The 17,257-nt window shown below is 40.2% G+C and carries 22 protein-coding genes and 6 tRNA genes; 11 read left to right on the top strand and 17 right to left on the bottom strand.

Annotated elements, in window-relative coordinates; genetic code table 11:
- The first annotated feature begins 39 nt into the window (after positions 1–39).
- The 4 genes from HV560_RS01540 to xerC all read left to right on the top strand — a co-directional run bounded on the left by HV560_RS01540 (position 40) and on the right by xerC (position 2,344).
- The gene (locus HV560_RS01540) at positions 40–483 is read left to right on the top strand and encodes a hypothetical protein (RefSeq protein WP_176807717.1); all 444 of its coding nucleotides are present in this window, start codon (positions 40–42) and stop codon (positions 481–483) included.
- A gap of 42 nt (positions 484–525) precedes the next feature.
- Positions 526–984: a hypothetical protein gene (locus HV560_RS01535; protein ID WP_176807716.1), complete on the top strand. Its 459-nt coding sequence runs from the start codon at positions 526–528 to the stop codon at positions 982–984.
- Between the two features lie 68 nt (positions 985–1,052).
- On the top strand, positions 1,053–1,343 hold the full coding sequence (locus tag HV560_RS01530) for a DUF5377 family protein (RefSeq protein ID WP_176812009.1): 291 nt from the start codon (positions 1,053–1,055) through the stop codon (positions 1,341–1,343).
- A gap of 89 nt (positions 1,344–1,432) precedes the next feature.
- Entirely contained in the window at positions 1,433–2,344 is a 912-nt protein-coding gene (xerC, locus tag HV560_RS01525) for a tyrosine recombinase XerC (RefSeq protein ID WP_176812008.1), read from the top strand.
- A 2-nt stretch (positions 2,345–2,346) separates the two neighbouring features.
- Here xerC and HV560_RS01520 read toward each other — a convergent pair whose 3' ends face one another.
- From HV560_RS01520 to coaA, 14 genes are all read right to left on the bottom strand, one after another.
- Complete coding sequence (locus HV560_RS01520; RefSeq protein ID WP_176807713.1) at positions 2,347–2,718, bottom strand: YbaN family protein; 372 nt, start codon at positions 2,716–2,718, stop codon at positions 2,347–2,349.
- A gap of 161 nt (positions 2,719–2,879) precedes the next feature.
- Positions 2,880–2,969, bottom strand: a tRNA-Ser gene (locus HV560_RS01515).
- A gap of 79 nt (positions 2,970–3,048) precedes the next feature.
- A tRNA-Ser gene (locus HV560_RS01510) sits at positions 3,049–3,138 on the bottom strand.
- A 91-nt stretch (positions 3,139–3,229) separates the two neighbouring features.
- On the bottom strand, positions 3,230–4,321 hold the full coding sequence (gene trmA / locus HV560_RS01505) for a tRNA (uridine(54)-C5)-methyltransferase TrmA (protein ID WP_176812007.1): 1,092 nt from the start codon (positions 4,319–4,321) through the stop codon (positions 3,230–3,232).
- A gap of 73 nt (positions 4,322–4,394) precedes the next feature.
- The gene (locus HV560_RS01500; protein ID WP_159628693.1) at positions 4,395–4,727 is read right to left on the bottom strand and encodes a MaoP family protein; all 333 of its coding nucleotides are present in this window, start codon (positions 4,725–4,727) and stop codon (positions 4,395–4,397) included.
- A 177-nt stretch (positions 4,728–4,904) separates the two neighbouring features.
- Positions 4,905–5,153, bottom strand: a complete 249-nt coding sequence (locus HV560_RS01495) for an FAD assembly factor SdhE (protein ID WP_159628692.1) — start codon at positions 5,151–5,153, stop codon at positions 4,905–4,907.
- Positions 5,153–6,097: a 4-hydroxy-3-methylbut-2-enyl diphosphate reductase gene (gene ispH / locus HV560_RS01490; protein ID WP_176807711.1), complete on the bottom strand. Its 945-nt coding sequence runs from the start codon at positions 6,095–6,097 to the stop codon at positions 5,153–5,155. The genes HV560_RS01495 and ispH overlap by 1 nt, the downstream gene beginning before the upstream one ends.
- Positions 6,098–6,583: a signal peptidase II gene (lspA, locus tag HV560_RS01485; protein WP_176812006.1), complete on the bottom strand. Its 486-nt coding sequence runs from the start codon at positions 6,581–6,583 to the stop codon at positions 6,098–6,100.
- Positions 6,584–6,668: 85 nt separating this feature from the next.
- Positions 6,669–7,007, bottom strand: a complete 339-nt coding sequence (gene glnB, locus HV560_RS01480) for a nitrogen regulatory protein P-II (protein ID WP_176807709.1) — start codon at positions 7,005–7,007, stop codon at positions 6,669–6,671.
- Between the two features lie 8 nt (positions 7,008–7,015).
- A complete protein-coding gene (mog, locus tag HV560_RS01475; RefSeq protein WP_159628688.1) occupies positions 7,016–7,621 on the bottom strand; it encodes a molybdopterin adenylyltransferase in 606 nt (201 codons plus the stop codon).
- Positions 7,618–8,529 (bottom strand): c-type cytochrome biogenesis protein CcmI, encoded by a 912-nt coding sequence (ccmI, locus tag HV560_RS01470; RefSeq protein WP_176812005.1) that lies wholly within the window; start codon positions 8,527–8,529, stop codon positions 7,618–7,620. The genes mog and ccmI overlap by 4 nt, the downstream gene beginning before the upstream one ends.
- On the bottom strand, positions 8,526–9,008 hold the full coding sequence (locus HV560_RS01465; RefSeq protein WP_176812004.1) for a cytochrome c-type biogenesis protein: 483 nt from the start codon (positions 9,006–9,008) through the stop codon (positions 8,526–8,528). The genes ccmI and HV560_RS01465 overlap by 4 nt, the downstream gene beginning before the upstream one ends.
- A 7-nt stretch (positions 9,009–9,015) precedes the next feature.
- The gene (locus HV560_RS01460; protein WP_176812003.1) at positions 9,016–9,558 is read right to left on the bottom strand and encodes a DsbE family thiol:disulfide interchange protein; all 543 of its coding nucleotides are present in this window, start codon (positions 9,556–9,558) and stop codon (positions 9,016–9,018) included.
- A 137-nt stretch (positions 9,559–9,695) separates the two neighbouring features.
- Positions 9,696–10,646: a type I pantothenate kinase gene (coaA, locus tag HV560_RS01455; protein ID WP_176809512.1), complete on the bottom strand. Its 951-nt coding sequence runs from the start codon at positions 10,644–10,646 to the stop codon at positions 9,696–9,698.
- Between the two features lie 246 nt (positions 10,647–10,892).
- On the opposite strand from coaA, the gene HV560_RS01450 reads away from it, so the two are divergent.
- From HV560_RS01450 to HV560_RS01420, 7 genes are all read left to right on the top strand, one after another.
- Positions 10,893–10,968, top strand: a tRNA-Thr gene (locus HV560_RS01450).
- Between the two features lie 34 nt (positions 10,969–11,002).
- A tRNA-Tyr gene (locus tag HV560_RS01445) sits at positions 11,003–11,087 on the top strand.
- Positions 11,088–11,129: 42 nt separating this feature from the next.
- Positions 11,130–11,204, top strand: a tRNA-Gly gene (locus tag HV560_RS01440).
- 3 nt (positions 11,205–11,207) lie between these two features.
- Positions 11,208–11,283 (top strand) — tRNA-Thr (locus tag HV560_RS01435).
- A gap of 115 nt (positions 11,284–11,398) precedes the next feature.
- Positions 11,399–12,583 carry an elongation factor Tu gene (gene tuf, locus HV560_RS01430; RefSeq protein ID WP_176807589.1) on the top strand — a complete coding sequence of 395 codons (1,185 nt, stop codon included), beginning with the start codon at positions 11,399–11,401 and terminating at the stop codon, positions 12,581–12,583.
- 187 nt (positions 12,584–12,770) lie between these two features.
- Positions 12,771–12,947 carry a transposase-like zinc-binding domain-containing protein gene (locus tag HV560_RS01425; RefSeq protein ID WP_420371383.1) on the top strand — a complete coding sequence of 59 codons (177 nt, stop codon included), beginning with the start codon at positions 12,771–12,773 and terminating at the stop codon, positions 12,945–12,947.
- Positions 12,948–12,962: 15 nt separating this feature from the next.
- Entirely contained in the window at positions 12,963–13,652 is a 690-nt protein-coding gene (locus tag HV560_RS01420) for an IS256 family transposase, variant Zn-binding type (RefSeq protein ID WP_420371382.1), read from the top strand.
- 161 nt (positions 13,653–13,813) lie between these two features.
- On the opposite strand, the gene pdxY is transcribed toward HV560_RS01420, so the two are convergent.
- The 3 genes from pdxY to HV560_RS01405 all read right to left on the bottom strand — a co-directional run bounded on the left by pdxY (position 13,814) and on the right by HV560_RS01405 (position 17,257).
- The gene (gene pdxY / locus HV560_RS01415; protein ID WP_159628680.1) at positions 13,814–14,674 is read right to left on the bottom strand and encodes a pyridoxal kinase PdxY; all 861 of its coding nucleotides are present in this window, start codon (positions 14,672–14,674) and stop codon (positions 13,814–13,816) included.
- A gap of 151 nt (positions 14,675–14,825) precedes the next feature.
- On the bottom strand, positions 14,826–15,779 hold the full coding sequence (gene accA / locus HV560_RS01410; RefSeq protein ID WP_176807703.1) for an acetyl-CoA carboxylase carboxyl transferase subunit alpha: 954 nt from the start codon (positions 15,777–15,779) through the stop codon (positions 14,826–14,828).
- A 53-nt stretch (positions 15,780–15,832) separates the two neighbouring features.
- Positions 15,833–17,257, bottom strand: a complete 1,425-nt coding sequence (locus tag HV560_RS01405) for a multicopper oxidase domain-containing protein (protein WP_176807702.1) — start codon at positions 17,255–17,257, stop codon at positions 15,833–15,835.

The raw sequence follows: 17,257 nt of genomic DNA, 5'->3' as shown, positions 1-17,257 counted from the left end.
GCGGTCTATGTTGTATCAAAATCTACAAAAGGAAAAAAGATGAAAAAATTACTGCTCTTGATCTCGTTCTCGTTCTTTTTCTCTGCACAGGTCATCGCGTTCGACCCGATTGAAGACGGCTTTGCTCGTGCTGCAAAAGCCTTGCGGAAAAATGATTTAAAACAAGCCGCCGATATTTGGCTTCCTCTTGCCGAACGTGGGCACGCTGGCTCGGAAATTCATTTCTATTACGTGATTACCCAAGAACTGGAATTAGCCAAATCTAACCCTAAAGTCATCTCTTTATTGAAAAAATCAGCTAAATATAATGAATGGGAGCAGATTTTGCTGTGGAAAATTTATACTGAACAGCAAGATTTTGAAAAAGCAGACTATTGGCTGAAAAAACTGGGTAAAACCAAAGAAGAAGCGGAACAATTTTTTCAAAAAGATAAAGCTGATGCCAAAACGGTGTTGGATGATTTTATGAAGTTGTATCAATAAAAATAGGGCTTACAAGCGGTCTTTTTTATAAGGAAATTTACGATGAAATATTATTTAATTTCGTTCGCTTTACTTGGGTTTAGTTCATTCGCTTCGGCAAATGAGGCGCTTATTACCTTATTTGAGTGCACTACGAATAAACAGCAGCATTTGAGTTTAATTGCCTCGAAAGGTCCCACACTGAATTTTAGGCGGCAGGGCGAGGTGGAATATCAGCAAGATGTTGATAAAGCGTATTTGTACCAATACGCCAATGGAACACAGCTTATGGTTCCGCATAAGGGCAAATGGTATCTGTTTGAGGAAACCGAAGCGACCACAGGCGTTACCCATGTTGAGCTGGTGGTCAGAAATGCCAAGACAGGGCGAGTGTTGGAATATCAAGAGTGTGAAAGTGATGCTATTTCCCTCATTCCTCAACTTTCCACCAATGATGTGAAACCGATTCCTGATGATTTAGCCGAATGGCTATTTGAGGTGTCGAATAAATATGTTCCTTAATCGGGCTAGTAAATTGAGCTTGGCTTGATTAAAATGTAGCAAGATTTTATAAAAATGAGGAAAACACAATGCCAGTAAAAACCGAAGTTTTATTTAGCAATCATTGGAATGTGCGTGTGAGCGATCCGGGCTTTGAAGGTTCGCCAAGTCATTATTTTGAAACGGTTTTTTTAACGCTTGAAGCCGTTATTAACGGAGAAAATGTGCATTACGAATTCACTCGTAAAGTTGAAAAAGAAGTGAAAATCCATCGCCGTTTTACTGATGTAAATGAATTATTTGAGTTTCTGGGTGAATATTTGAGCCCTGTCGCACTCGGTAATGTAGGTGTCCGTATTGGGCAGTTGGGTTTAGCCTAATCACTATTTCATTATAAAGATATTTAGTGGGTAGCTTGGCTGCCCATTTGCAATATTTTCTGAAAATCTGACCGCTTGTAAACTTTTCTATGCAAACAAAGAATCCTCTTTTCCAACAAACTCAGCCCTATTGGGATTTTCTGCGAATTGAAAAGCAAGTGAGCCCACATACCTTGAGCAATTATCAACGCCAGCTAATGGCGGTGAGTGAGCTTTTTTCGCAAGCGGGTATCGAGCGTTGGGAAGAGGTGGAAAGTAGTACGGTGCGTTGGATGTTAAGCCAGAGCCATAAGCAAGGGCTAAGTGCGAAAAGTATTGGCTTACGGTTGGTGGCATTGCGTCAGTGGTTTGTCTATTTGGTGAAAGTTGGAAGAGTGAGAGTCAATCCTGCTTTAGGAGTGAAATCGCCAAAAGTGGGTAAACATTTACCTAAAAATATTGATGCGGAGCAAGTGGGGCAACTGTTGGCGATTGAGAGTGATGAGCCGAGCGATTTGCGAGATATTGCAATGATGGAGCTAATGTACAGCTCTGGTTTGCGTTTGTCTGAGTTACAAGGGCTGGATCTGGGCGATATAGATTTGGCTGCTCAAGAAGTGAGGGTGCAAGGTAAGGGGAGCAAAGAGCGAGTTCTACCGATTGGTTCTCAGGCGTTGAAAGCATTAAAACGCTGGCTGGACGTGCGCTTGCAATTCAGCCCGAAAGAGAATGCCGTGTTTTTGAATAAACGTGGTGGGCGGCTGTCGCATCGTTCCATTCAACTTATAATGAAAAAATGGGGCGAGCGGCAAGGGCTGGAAAGCCATTTGCATCCGCATAAATTACGCCACTCTTTTGCTACCCATATGTTAGAGGCAAGTGGCGATTTACGCGCTGTACAGGAATTATTAGGCCACAGTAGCCTTTCGACTACTCAAATTTATACGCATTTGGATTTTGAACATTTAGCAAAAATTTATGATTCTGCCCACCCCAGAGCAAGACGAAAGCGTGAAGAGTAAAATTAAACCGTTTTTGCCTCAAGCGTTTTGATTTTAAAGAAGAAATACCAATATTGAATAATCACTAGAATAGCCAATGCAATTTTTCCACCAATATGCGGTAAGGTTAAAAAGGCAAATAGCGTAAATGGAAAGGAAATGGCTAAAATGGTGATTTTTTGCCTCATCGTCATTGCGCGTTTTTCATCATATTCCTGCAAATATTTTTTATATAACTTAGTTTGAATAAACCACAAATGGATTTTTTCTGAACCTTTGGTAAAGCAGAATAAGGCTAAGAGCAAAAAAGGCGTAGTTGGCAGCCCTGGCAAAACCGCACCGATAACGCCAAGTCCGATACAAATAAAACCGCAGATAATATAAAGTAATTTCATCGTAATTGAGTATAATTGGGTTATTTGAGAATAAATCGCAATTATACTAAAGGAAGCAAAAAAGGATTTCAAACTATTTCTGTGATAGCAAGCGGTTTCTTTTTTCAAGTTTTTTGCAAATAGATATAAAAAAACCTGTTGAATGATCAACAGGTTAAATATGGCGGAGGAAGTGAGATTCGAACTCACGGAGGGCGTTAACCCTCGCCGGTTTTCAAGACCGGTGCATTCAACCACTCTGCCATTCCTCCGAGTTGAAAGCTAATTTTTAGATTGTTGTTCTCTTAAAAGAGAAAATCTGCTGATAAATATCAGCAGATCTAAATTTGATGGCGGAGGAAGTGAGATTCGAACTCACGGAGGGCGTTAACCCTCGCCGGTTTTCAAGACCGGTGCATTCAACCGCTCTGCCATTCCTCCGTTGAAAACGTTGCAATAATAGAGATTATTCCCATCACCGTCAAGCAATAAATATTAAAATCTGCTTATTCGTTCTTTTTTTCAGCATAAGTTATTTTTTTATCAACCAAACGCCGCTTTCAATATGGTGTGTATAAGGGAATTGGTCGAAAAGTGCTGCTTTTTCAATGTGGTGTGTTTGACTTAACTGCTGTAAATTTTCCACAAGCGTGTTAGGATTGCAGGAAATGTAGAGAATTCTCTCATACGCTTGTACCATATCAAGTGTTGTTTGATCTAGCCCTGCTCGTGGCGGATCAACAAAAATGGTATTGCAATCGTAGGCTTGCAAATCAATGCCTTTTAAACGGTAAAACTCACGCACGCCATTCATCGCTTGGGTAAATTCTTCTGCCGACATTCGGATAATCTGTAAATTCTCCACGCCATTTTTTTCAATATTGTATTGCGCTGATTGCACCGAAGATTTCGAGATTTCCGTCGCCAGCACGTTGCGGAAATGCTCTGCCAATGCAATAGAAAAATTACCGTTACCGCAATAAAGTTCGAGCAAATCGCCCTCGCTATTTTGGGTACAATTTCTCGCCCATTCCAGCATTTTAATGTTCATTTCCGCATTCGGCTGGGTGAAGCTATTTTCCACTTGGCGATAAACGTATTTTTTACCATCAATCGGAAGTACTTCTTCCACATAATCATTGTCTAAAGCAATTTTTTGTTTATTGGCACGCCCAATAATTTGTACTTTAAAATGTTGTTGTTCTAAGCGATGTTTTAAGGCTTTGGCTTGTTCAATCCATTCATCACCAAGCGTTTTATGATAAAGTAATGAAACTGCAATTTCACCACTCAAGGTGCTTAAATAATCGACTTGGAAGAGTTTGCGAGTGAGGATTTCGTTGCCTTTGATTTCAGCCAGCAACGCTGGCATCATTCGGTTAATGAGTTCACTTGCAATCGGGAAGCTATCTACACGATAACGTTCTTTGGTTTCTTGGTTGAACATAATGTGGTAAAGAGAGCCCTCATCGTGCCAAACTCGAAATTCTGCACGCATACGGAAATGGCTTGGCTTTGAGGCAAATACTTCTAACGCTGGGGCGTTAAAAGGTTTAAGTAAAGCGGTCAAATTTTCGGTTTTTTTTGCAAGAAGTTCGGAATATTGTTCAATCGGAAGTATCATTTTTTACCACAAACAGAGAGTGAAAAAACAAACCACGAATTGCTTCGTGGTTTTACTAAAAATAAATTTGAGATTATTCAGCGGCACTGAAATCATCGCCTGCATCGCTGCCGGCATTGCCTGAAAGCGTATAAATGCGTTTGCTTTTGCTGGTAAGCGTACGGTATTTTAGCCATACTTTTTCGATATCGCTTTCTGCACTCTCTTCACCTTTCATTACTGCAACGAAGCGTTTTTCTTCTGTCGTTTTAGGTTTACGTTCGCCGATTTCTAAAGCCAAGCATGCTTGACCAAATTGCTCTAAAGTTTGTGATTCACGAATAGTGTAATCGCCGTGACGAGAGAAGCCACGCGGGTAATTTTTATCATCAAAAAAACGGCGCGTAACGCTAAAACTATCTGCCATAATATGCCTCATTGTTTGAAATTAGGGAAAAGAAAATCGACATACATTAAACAAAAATAGGGAATAAATCAAGGTTTAATGTAAAAAGCGGTGATATTTTGAGAGTTTTTTGTCAATCGCTGTGATTTGCTAATTTTTTGTGAAAAATGACCGCTTGTAGAGTACAAGCGGTGGGAGCTAGCATTCAACGGTAGAGCGGATCAATTTAATTAACTCCGCAATCTCAGGCGTTGGAGCTGGGGCTTGTAGCATTACCCAGCGGAAGAGTTCTGGGTCGGGGGAAGCGAGCATTTCAACAAAGGCGTGTTGTTGGTTTTCGGTCAGTTTATCAAAATGATTTTGGTAAAATGGCATAATCATTTTGTCTAGCTCACGCATACCACGACGGCATTCCCATTCGAGTTTAAAGCGGTTAATTTCTGCCATTATTTTACCTCTTTGATGCGGAGTTCTTTTGGCACTTCAAAAACCACATCTTCTTCATTGCCGGCAAGGGTTTCTACTTCCGTTACCCCTAATGTTTTTAAGTGTGAAATAACCGATTGGACTAACACTTCAGGGGCTGAGGCTCCCGCAGTAATACCGATGGTTTCAACGCCGTTTAGCCAAGAGGGGTCAATATCTTGCGGCCCATCAATCAGCTTTGCCATCACACCCATTCGAGAAGCAAGTTCAGCTAAGCGGTTAGAGTTGGAAGAATTTTTTGACCCTACCACTAAAACTAACTGTGATTGTTCTGCTAATTCACGCACGGCGTGTTGGCGATTGGTTGTGGCATAGCAAATATCGTTTTTACGAGGGCCTTGAATTGCTGGGTATTTCTCTTTTAACGCCTCAATTACGCCAATAGTATCGTCAATTGAAAGTGTAGTTTGGGTCATAAAGGTGAGTTCATCATTGTTGGATACAGGCAGATTGGTAATATCTTCTACCGATTCAACCAAATAGATCCCCCCTTCTTTGTTATTATATTGCCCCATTGTACCGATGACTTCTGGGTGCCCTTCGTGGCCAATTAAAATGGCTTTTGTGCCTTTGTTGCTAGCACGAGCAACTTGCATATGCACTTTGGTTACTAGCGGACAAGTCGCATCAAACACTTTTAAGTGACGGCGTTTGGCTTCTTGGCGGACTGCTTGAGAAACTCCGTGAGCAGAGAAAATCACAATGGCATCATCAGGTACTTCATCTAGCTCTTCAACAAAAATAGCCCCTTTGGCTTTTAAACCATCTACCACAAATTTGTTGTGTACAACTTCGTGGCGAACGTAGATGGGTGCACCGTGAATGTCTAAGGCTAATTCAACAATCGAAATCGCTCTATCGACGCCGGCACAAAAACCACGTGGGTTTGCTAATAAAATCTTCATTTAATCACTCTTTTTTATTTCTTTTTTGGCGATAAAGGCTTCTAAAATCAGTAAGCCTGCCCCCACACATATCGCAATATCTGCAATGTTAAATACAGGATAATGATAAATATCCCAATAAAAATGGAGAAAATCAACAACATAGCCGTTGTAAGCACGGTCAATCGCATTGCCAATGGCTCCGCCAATAATTAAAGCGTATGCAGAATTTTCTAATTTTTTGACCGCTTGATTTTTCCATAATGCCACAATTAAGGCGATAGAAATCACAATCGCCAATCCTAAAAAGAAATATTTTTGCCAGCCAGAATGGTCGGCAAGAAAGCTAAATGCCGCCCCGTAGTTGCGTGCGTAAGTGAGGTTAAAAATCGGCAAAATCTGGATACTTTCGCCAAATGTAAAATTTTGCACCACGATATATTTTGACCAGAGGTCGATGATGATGGTGACTAAACTAATCCAAAGGAATTTTAATCCTGTTTTCATTTTATATCCGTAGAATAATTTAATTTAAAATAGTGCGTCGTAATGTAATTGACAAGCGGTTGTTTTTGCCTATTTTCTTGCAAAATCAAATTGCCTCTTCATTTTCTTCGCCCGTACGAATGCGAATAACACGCCCAACGTCATAAACAAAAATTTTGCCATCGCCAATTTTGCCTGTTTGAGCCGTTTCCATAATCGCTTGAATGCACGGTTCTTCCAACTCATCAGGAATCACAATTTCGACTTTTACTTTTGGCAGAAAATCAATCGCGTATTCCGCTCCGCGATAAAGCTCGGTATGCCCTTTTTGTCTGCCAAAGCCTTTGATTTCAGTCATACTCATTCCACTAATGCCTAGATCAGTTAAGGCTTCACGCACATCATCTAATTTAAATGGTTTGATGATCGCTTCAATTTTTTTCATTTTCATTCCTATTTTTCTTTACGGGCTGATTTGGGGCGAAAAGTTTCGCATACTTGCGAATTCGTTTCGACATAAATTTCACTTAAAAGTTGTAAACAATAAGGTACAGCACTAAAAATACCTTTTACCAACACCTTGCCGTTTTCATCTTTCACGCCTTCAAGGGTTTCCTTGATGGCTTTTGGCTGCCCTGGCAAGTTGAGAATTAAGCTCTCGTGGCGAATTACACCCACTTGGCGAGAGAGAATCGCGGTTGGCACAAAGTGCAGGCTGACTTGTCGCATCTGCTCGCCAAAGCCGGGCATTTCTCGATGTGCAATCGCAAGCGTCGCATCAGGGGTGACATCTCGCTTTGCTGGGCCTGTTCCGCCAGTGGTTAATACCAAATGGCAAGCGTGGTTATCTACCAAATCAATTAATGTTTGTTCAATGATGGGTTGCTCGTCTGCAATTAGGCGATTTTCTAGCTCGAAGTCATCGCATAATGCAGATTTTAGCCACCTTTGCAGTTCAGGAATGCCTTGATCTTGGTAAACTCCTTGTGAAGCTCGGTCAGATACGGAAACCAAGCCAATTTTAAGTTTTTCTTTGCTGAGTAATTTACAAGCGGTCATTTTTTCTCGCCTTTTTGCAATTCTTGTTTTTCTGTTTCGCTTAAATTTGACAACGCCATATTAAAGCTGCGTTCAACCGTGACTTTACGGGGATCTTCGTCTGGTAAGAGCTTTAACATCATTCCCCACGTCATTGCTGCCATTTTAAAATCCTCTTTTTCAAAAGAGTGGAAGGCAAGCAAGCTTAGGGCATTAAAGTTCGTATGATCTTTGCGGATAATCTCTTTTAATAACGCTTCGCCCTGTGTTTTATCTTCTTTTGCTTCAGAGAAAAGTAGAAGCTGGGCGTGGCTTAATTTGTAAGTCAAATTTTCAGGTTTTAGCTGTGCTGCCTTGCTAAAGGCATCGTGAGCTAATTGACCGTCATCTAACGCTATGCCGATTTGTCCAAGCATATACCATTTTTGATCGTCATTTGGATTTTTTTGTAAATCAACACGTAATGCCATCGCAAATTGGTTCATTTCTTCGGTTGAAAGTGGATTTTTGTCTTCAGTTTTCAAACGCTCGTAAAAATAGTCCAATTTTTGATGCGTGGCGTCTAACATTGCACTGGAAAACCAAGAGCCGACATTACCATAAATCGCAAAACTGATGCCGCCTACAAATAGAATGAGTGAAACAAACCACGCTTTGCCGAGCTTTAATTTTTCATTTTGCATAGCGTGTGCTGTTTCAGGAATGTCATCTAATAAGTTTTGTTGTAGCTCTAATTTTGTTTGTTCAGGATCGTCAATAACGCCTTCATTTGTTTCGTTTTCAACTTCTTTTAGACGATCAAAATAGAAGGCTTTGTTTAAGCTGTCGCGTTTGGTAGCATCAATGTGTTTATTTTTTTTCAGTAAAGGATAAAACGCCACGATACCAACAATTAAGGTCATAAAGGTGATTGCTATCCAGAAACTCATTTGCTGTCCTTATTTAATATTTGATTAAGACGTTCTTGCTCATCTTGATTTAAGTGTTGCGTCGGTTTTGCAAAATTTTGCGAAGAATTGACCGCTTGTGGTCTCGCTTTCTTGCGACCAAACACAATACCAAACCCAAATGCAATCAAAATCAACGGCAGAAGCCACAACATTAGCGTTACTGGCGTTATTGGCGGATCGTAGGTGACGAAATTACCGTAGCGTTCAATCATATAATCCACCACTTCCTCTTTATTTTTACCCTCTTTGAGTAATTCGAGGGTTTTGGTTCGCATATCGGTGGCGATAGTGGCGTTGGAATCCGCAATATTATTGTTTTGGCACTGTGGACAACGCAACTCTTGAATTAAGGCACGGTAATCTGATTCTTGTTGCGGGTTGTCAAATTGGTGAAGTTTAACAGGGGCAGAAAGAGCCACAGAGCTTGCAAAAATAAAGAATAGGCTAAACTTTTTCATCTTTTTATCACTCTTTTAATTTGTCATAAATCGGTTTAAGCACTTGATTCCATACTTGGTCATTTACATCGCCTGCGTGGCGATATTTAATTACACCATTGCCATCAATAATAAAGGTTTCAGGTGCACCATAAACGCCTAGATCTAAGCCGAGTGAGCCTTTAGGATCAAAAATAATCGCTTTATATGGATTACTGTAAGTCGCTAAGAATTTCATCGCTTTTGTGCGTTCGTCTTTGTAATCAATGCCAACAATTTCTACCCCTTGTTTAGCAAGCAAAGTTAAATATTCGTGTTCAGCATAACAAGCCGGGCACCAAGTTGCCCACACATTTAAGAGGCGAGGAGTGCCAGTTTTTACGACGTTTTGATCAATTTGCGCTTTTTCATCTAGCAAGGATTCCAAACGGAAATTTGGAATAGTTTTGTCAATCAGGGCAGATTCCAATCTTTTCGGGTCATCACCTTGTGAGTTGCGTGTAAGTTGTACCATAAATGCTGCAGATAATGCTAAAAAAAGAATCAAAGGGAGTAGGAATTTTTTGTTCATTATTTATGCCTAATATCAATCATTAACAAAGCCACTAGCTTATCAAAAAATAGCTGAATAAGCATTGATTTAAATAAAAAATCCATTGAGTTTACTCAACGGATTTTAGATTGTGACAAGCGGTCAAAAATGCCTAATTATTTACGTAATTTTACTGTTTCAATTGCGTGGTCTTGCCCTTTTATCAAAATGAGATTAGCTCGCTCACGGCTGGGTAAAATATTTTTTCGCAAATTCAACCCGTTGATTTCCTCCCAAATTGTGGAGGCTATGTTGATAGCTTCTTGCTCCGATAAACTTGCATAGTGATGGAAGTAAGAATTTGGATCTGCAAAAGCACTGCGGCGGAATTTTAAGAAACGGTTGATGTACCATTTTTTCAGCAATGCTTCTTCTGCATCAACATAAATTGAGAAATCTACAAAATCAGATACAAAGACATTGTGTGGGCTAGAAGGGTAGTTCATTCCACTTTGTAATACATTTAAACCTTCTAAAATCAAAATATCTGGCTGATCAACAATATTAAATTGGTTTTGAATAATATCGTAAGTTAAATGCGAGTAAATGGGTGCTTTTACATTACGTTTACCTGATTTGATGTCAGACACAAAACGAATAAGATTGTGAATATCATAAGACTCTGGAAAGCCTTTTTTCTTGAGTAGATTTTTTTCAGTAAGGGTAGCGAGTGGATACAAAAAACCATCCGTTGTGATTAAATCTACTTTTCGCTTAGTTGGATAATGCGAAAGCAGGGCTTGTATAATACGAGCAGACGTGCTTTTGCCAACCGATACGCTACCTGCAATACTAATAATATAAGGTACTTTCGGTGTTTCAATGCCAAGAAAACGGTGCAAAACGGTCTGACGTTTTAAATTCTCTTCTATATAGTATTGAATTAGGCGAGCAAGCGGTAAGTAAATTGTACGTACTTCTTCTAAAGAAAGATCTTCATTAAAGCCTAATAGCGGTTTTAAGTCTTGCTCAGTGAGCTTTAAGGGTACAGATTTTCTCAAATCTGCCCATTGGGTGCGATCAAAAGTTAAAAAAGGCGTAATTTTTTGGGTTTTTTCGAGGCTCATTTTGCCAAACTCTCAAATTTTTTGATAATAAATTACTACTTTATAAAGTAAATTGGAGGATAACTATACAATATAAAGCAGGATCTTGCCGTATTTATTAGAAAAATGGCGTTGTTTTTTACAAAAAATAGTCATTTTGTATATTAAAAAATCGAAAGAGCAAAATTTTAATATTTTTTTCAAAAAAAACTTGCACACAGTTAAAATTTCCCTATAATGCACATCACTTGCTTACGACACAGCAACGCCGACTTAGCTCAGTAGGTAGAGCAACTGACTTGTAATCAGTAGGTCACCAGTTCGATTCCGGTAGTCGGCACCATTACTGCTTAAGTAGACAAGTATTCAATTATCGTGGAGGGGTTCCCGAGCGGCCAAAGGGGGCAGACTGTAAATCTGTTGGCTCAGCCTTCGAAGGTTCGAATCCTTCTCCCTCCACCATTTCTGATTTTTGAATCGTGCAGGACAGACGAATTTAGAACAGCGGGCATCGTATAATGGCTATTACCTTAGCCTTCCAAGCTAATGATGCGGGTTCGATTCCCGCTGCCCGCTCCAAACGCTGATATAGCTCAGTTGGTAGAGCGCACCCTTGGTAAGGGTGAGGTCGGCGGTTCAAATCCGCCTATCAGCACCATTTCCTAATATTCTCTCTTCCTACAAGTTTCAATAAATGTATTAATTTCTACATTATGGTTAATGGGTTCTTTTGTTCCATTGTAACCGTTTTTTGTTTAAGAGGCTTTTAGAAAATGTCTAAAGAAAAATTTGAACGTACAAAACCGCACGTTAACGTGGGTACAATAGGCCACGTTGACCATGGTAAAACAACTTTAACAGCAGCGATCACAACGGTATTATCAAAACACTTTGGTGGTGCAGCTCGTGCATTTGACCAAATTGATAACGCACCGGAAGAGAAAGCGCGTGGTATCACCATCAACACTTCACACGTTGAGTACGATACAGAGACCCGTCACTACGCACACGTTGACTGCCCAGGACACGCGGACTATGTTAAAAACATGATTACGGGTGCAGCGCAGATGGACGGCGCAATCTTAGTAGTAGCAGCGACAGACGGTCCAATGCCACAAACTCGTGAGCACATCTTATTAGGTCGCCAAGTAGGTGTTCCATATATCATCGTATTCTTAAACAAATGCGATATGGTAGATGACGAAGAGTTATTAGAATTAGTTGAAATGGAAGTTCGTGAACTTCTTTCACAATATGACTTCCCAGGTGATGACACACCAATCGTACGTGGTTCAGCGTTACAAGCGTTAAACGGCGTAGCGGAGTGGGAAGAAAAAATCCTTGAATTAGCGGGTCACTTAGACAGCTACATCCCAGAGCCAGAGCGTGCGATTGATAAACCATTCTTATTACCAATCGAAGACGTATTCTCAATTTCAGGCCGTGGTACAGTAGTAACAGGTCGTGTAGAGCGTGGTATTGTTCGTACTGGTGATGAAGTTGAAATCGTAGGTATCAAAGATACAACGAAAACGACGGTAACGGGTGTTGAGATGTTCCGTAAATTATTAGACGAAGGTCGTGCAGGTGAAAACGTTGGTGCATTATTACGTGGAACCAAACGTGAAGAAATCGAACGTGGTCAAGTATTAGCTAAACCGGGTTCAATCACACCACACACAGACTTTGAATCAGAAGTTTACGTATTATCAAAAGAAGAAGGTGGTCGTCACACGCCATTCTTCAAAGGATACCGTCCACAGTTCTACTTCCGTACAACGGACGTAACAGGTACTATCGAATTACCAGAAGGTGTTGAGATGGTAATGCCAGGCGATAACATCAAAATGGTGGTAAGCTTAATTCACCCAATCGCGATGGACGAAGGTTTACGTTTTGCGATTCGTGAGGGTGGTCGTACAGTAGGTGCGGGCGTTGTTGCGAAAATCATCAAATAATAGAACGGATGTTCTGATTTGATAGCAAATAGCTAGCAGAGAGAGGTATATTGAAAGATATGCCTCTTTTTTGTTTGTGTGATTTGCAAAAAGTGGCATAGTGGACAAAATTGAGTCTGCAAAGTAGGTTAAAACCTTGTAATATAAGGCTTTAACCTACTTTTTATAAAAATGCCTAAAAAATTGCATTTTCTGCTCATCTTTTAACCTTAAAAAGTATGGCAAAATTCATGGTATTCAACGCTATAAATGCCTTGATTGCAGCCGTAACTTTTTCGCATCCAAGCGACTTAATTCCGAAGAAATTTGGTTTAAGTACACCTCACAAAAACAGACTATTCAACAGCTTTCTTTGGAATATTAATGTTCTGAAAGAACGATTAGAAGGCATCTTGAGAAAGCCCTAAAAGCAGAGCAAAAAGCACTTCCTCAAACAGCGAGTATCGTGATGGATACCACTCACTTTAAACAACGATTTTCGGTACTCGTCCTAATGGATTCCTCATCATCAAAACCGATTTATTTTCGCTTTATTCCAGCTGAGAAAAATCGATATTATTTTGAAGCAATCTCAGAACTCATGGAAAAAGGCGTTAAAACTCAACCTATTACCTGCGATGGGCGAAGAGGGCCATTAAACGCTTACCCTCATATTCCTACTCAAATATGCCATTTTCATCAAATCGGACGAGGCATATTTTATCTAACAAAATCGCCTAAATCTGAAGCGGGAAAAGCACTATTATCCCTCTATTACTCCCTTAAATTTCAAACGCAAGAAACTCTCACTCTCGCGTTATCTGAATGGTTAAATGAACATAAAGATTACTTTAATGAACGTTCTGAAACAGACTCAAAACGATTTAAACATAAGCGGTTATGGAGCTTAAAACGTAGCATAAATTATCTATTTACCTATCAAGCACATCCCGAATTAAACATTGCTCATACGACCAACCTGGTTGAGTTATTTTTTAGGCAAATGAAAGCCAAATTAGCCTCACATCAGGGACTAACAGATGAACATAAGATGATGTTTATAAAGGATTTTATCTGTCGGAAGAGTTAAAAATAAAGCCATAGCAGACTCAAAAATGTCCACTATGGCTGACCCACCAGGAAATCAGACTCAATTTTGTCCACTACCCCCCCAAAAAAATTGATGAAAAAAGACCGCTTGTAGAGAGTCAAATTTACAAGCGGTTAGATTTTGAGATTTTTTTGCAATGTTTAAGCAATTTTAATTGCTTGATAATTGCATTTAGGGGCTAAAATTTTCTCACGAGCAGCGATAATTTGTAGTTCGTAAACGCCTGATTTTGAGGTTTCTTCCATTACTTCATTGACTGCATTTGCGGTATGTTCAAAGGCTTCAAGATCAGATAGACCATTTAGTAAGTTTGCCACAAATAATCCAGCAGTTAAGTCACCCACGCCAACAGGTTCTTTGTTGAAGTGATACAGTGGTCGACTTATGTGCCAAACGCCGTCTTGATTGGCAAATAGCATTTCGAATTTGTCTTTTGCTTTGCCCACTCGACTTAAATGTTTGACTAATACCTTTTTCGGACCTTTAGTCAGAATTAATTTAACAGCGTCAATTGCTTGCTCAAAGTTTTCAACGGTCAGGCCTGTTAGCTCGCGTAATTCGACTAAGTTTGGCGTGATAATATCTGCTTCTGCCATTGCTAGGTTGATTAAGCCTTCTTTCACGCCGTCTGCGACAATACAACCTTTGTCGGGATGTCCCATCACGGGATCACAGATGTAAATTGCATTTGGGTTTGCAGCTTTGACTTTATGGAAAGCATTGATGATTTCTTCTACTTGTTCTGCTGAGCCGATGTAGCCAGAGAGCACAGCGTCGCAACGATGGAGTTCACCAATATTATTAATACCATCAATAATGCTGCCAATTTGTTCTTTTGGCATTACCATTCCGCCCCATTTGCCATATTGGGTGTGGTTAGAAAATTGAACGGTATTTAGTGCCCAAACATCTACGCCCAACAATTGCATTGGGAATGTGGCTGCTTTATTGCCTGCGTAGCCGTATACTACGTGAGATTGGATAGAGAGCACGTTTTTCATATTTATTCCTTAAAATAGATATTGATCGCTAGTGAGTTCTCTGGGTTGAGATTAAGCGATATCTATTTAATGTAATCCTTTAAGTGAAACATGGTAAGATTTTGCAAATTTTCACCAAAATCTTACCGCTTGATCATTATTTTATAATGGCTTATACGTAACCGTAATTCATTAAACGTTGATAACGACGCTCTAGTAACGCTTCTTTATCAAGGCTGTCTAATTCTGCTAAATCATCTAAAATGCGTTGTTTGAGGTTTTGAGCAATTTCTTCCATATTACGATGCGCACCGCCTAATGGCTCTGGAACGATATTGTCTATTAGTTCAAGTTCTTTTAAACGAGGCGCGGTTAAGCCCATTACTTCTGCGGCAGTTGATGCCTTGTCAGCACTTTTCCACAAAATTGAGGCACAGCCTTCGGGTGAGATTACAGAGTAAGTAGAGTATTGTAACATATTCACTTTATCGCCCACGCCGATAGCCAATGCACCGCCTGAGCCACCTTCACCAATCACGGTGCAAATTACTGGCACCGAAAGTTGTGACATTTCTCGCAAGTTGTGTGCAATTGCCTCAGATTGACCACGTTCTTCCGCCCCAATCCCTGGATAAGCTCCTGGCGTGTCGATAAAAGTAATGATAGGCATATTAAAGCGTTCTGCCATTTTCATTAAACGCAACGCTTTGCGATAACCTTCGGGTGCGGGCATACCGAAATTACGTTTCACTTTATCTTTTACCGTACGACCTTTTTGATGACCAATTACCATCACTGGGCGGCCATCAAGGCGGGCAATTCCGCCAACAATTGCTTTGTCATCTGCGAAAGCACGGTCGCCAGCTAATTCATCAAATTCAGTAAATATTTGCCCAATATAATCTAATGTATATGGGCGATTTGGGTGGCGTGCCATACGAGAAATTTGCCAAGCGTCTAAATTAGCAAAAGTTTTTTTAGTCAGTTCTTTACTTTTCTTTTGTAAACGTGTGATTTCATCATCAAGGTCAATTTTGTCATCTTGCAGACTGACTGCTCTTAAAGACTCAATTTTTGCCTCAAGTTCAGCAATTGGCATTTCAAAATCTAAAAATTCTTGGCTCATTATTTTTTCCTTTTTATGGGCAAAATTATGGGGCATTATCGCTTATCAGCCCGTTATTGTCTATTTTCAATTACATTAAATTGACCCATCGTACCTCTATCACGTAGCATAAAATCGCTCACACCAAAGGTAAAGGGGAGTTTTTCAGAGGCGGTGTTATCAAAACGAACTAGAAGGGTGACTTCTTGCTCAGCTTCTAGCCAAACGGTGTCTTGCCAAGCTAGTTGATGAAGCGGGTATGGCTTACGGTTTTGTGTCTCTATAATAAATTTTGCACCTTGAAGCGTAAATCCGACCGCTTGTGTGCTATGCAAATACCAGCGTTCAATGCGTCCTTTTTGAGCGGTGAAATCAATCCGTGTTGGATCAAATCGCTTTTGGTTAATCAAATAATCAGATGGGCGAAGCATAAATCGGCGTTCTTGGCTGATTTTTAAATTAAATTCATCTGAGGGAAAAGCAGGCAAACTGGGTTTTGTGTTGAGCACTGCCGCCAGGCCTTGTGGTCTGAGCTCTAAAATGACATTATTGGTTAATTCGTCATTACGGGTAAATATTTGCTCGATTTTGTAAAAAAAATCTCTTTTTTGACCGCTTATCAGTGAAACCGTGTTGCCATCGCTTAAGTCAATAAGTACTTCTACTCGCTCGCTTGGGGCAAGGCGGATGGATTCCATTTCTACTGGTTTAGCTAGCATTCCCAAGCCTGTTGCTATCTTTTGAAGTGGCTGACCGTTATCTAACCTTAGCTCATAAGCTCGAGAGAGGGAGGCATTGAGAATACGCAATCTCACCCAGCCACGAGGTACATTCAAATAAGGTGATTCTTGTCCGTTCACAAAAAGGCGTTTACCTAAAAATTGTGGGAGGTTTTTGTTTAATACCTGTATGCCTTCTTTATTGAGGAGTTGGTCTTGCAAAATCAGTGGAATATCATTAACGCCATATTTATTTGGTAATGTTGATTTTTTACTCGGCTCATCTTCAATCAACCATAAACCAACTAAGCCTCGATACACTTGGAAAGCTGAATTGAGCATAGTATCAGCGTGATACCAACAAGTGCAGGCTGGTTGATTAATAGATACAATCGGAGACCAACTGCTTTTGGGTTCAAGTGTACGATGTACTGATCCAATAATCTCGCTTGAAGCTTGTAGCCCTTGAATATTCATTGAGATTTTTTGTGGTAAATTGTTGAGATAAGTTAATTTAACAAAATCGCCCGATTTCACTCGTACGGTTGGGGCAAGATATTGCCCATTTACACCCCATACATCCACCAATTTACCTATATCAAATTGAGTTTGGGCAGGGCGTAGATCAAGCCGAACTGGCCTACCACGGCCAATATCCATTAAAGGTGGAATTTTAAGCTGAGGACGATCTGTTGCTATCCCATAGCTTGGTAAAGTTGAGAATGCACCCGCTAAGGCAGCACTTTGTAAAAATTGGCGTCGGGTTATCTGTTTTTTCAT

The sequence above is a fragment of the Mannheimia pernigra genome (assembly GCF_013377995.1).
GTDB lineage: Bacteria > Pseudomonadota > Gammaproteobacteria > Enterobacterales > Pasteurellaceae > Mannheimia > Mannheimia pernigra.
This window is presented reverse-complemented; position numbering and strand designations above follow the sequence as displayed.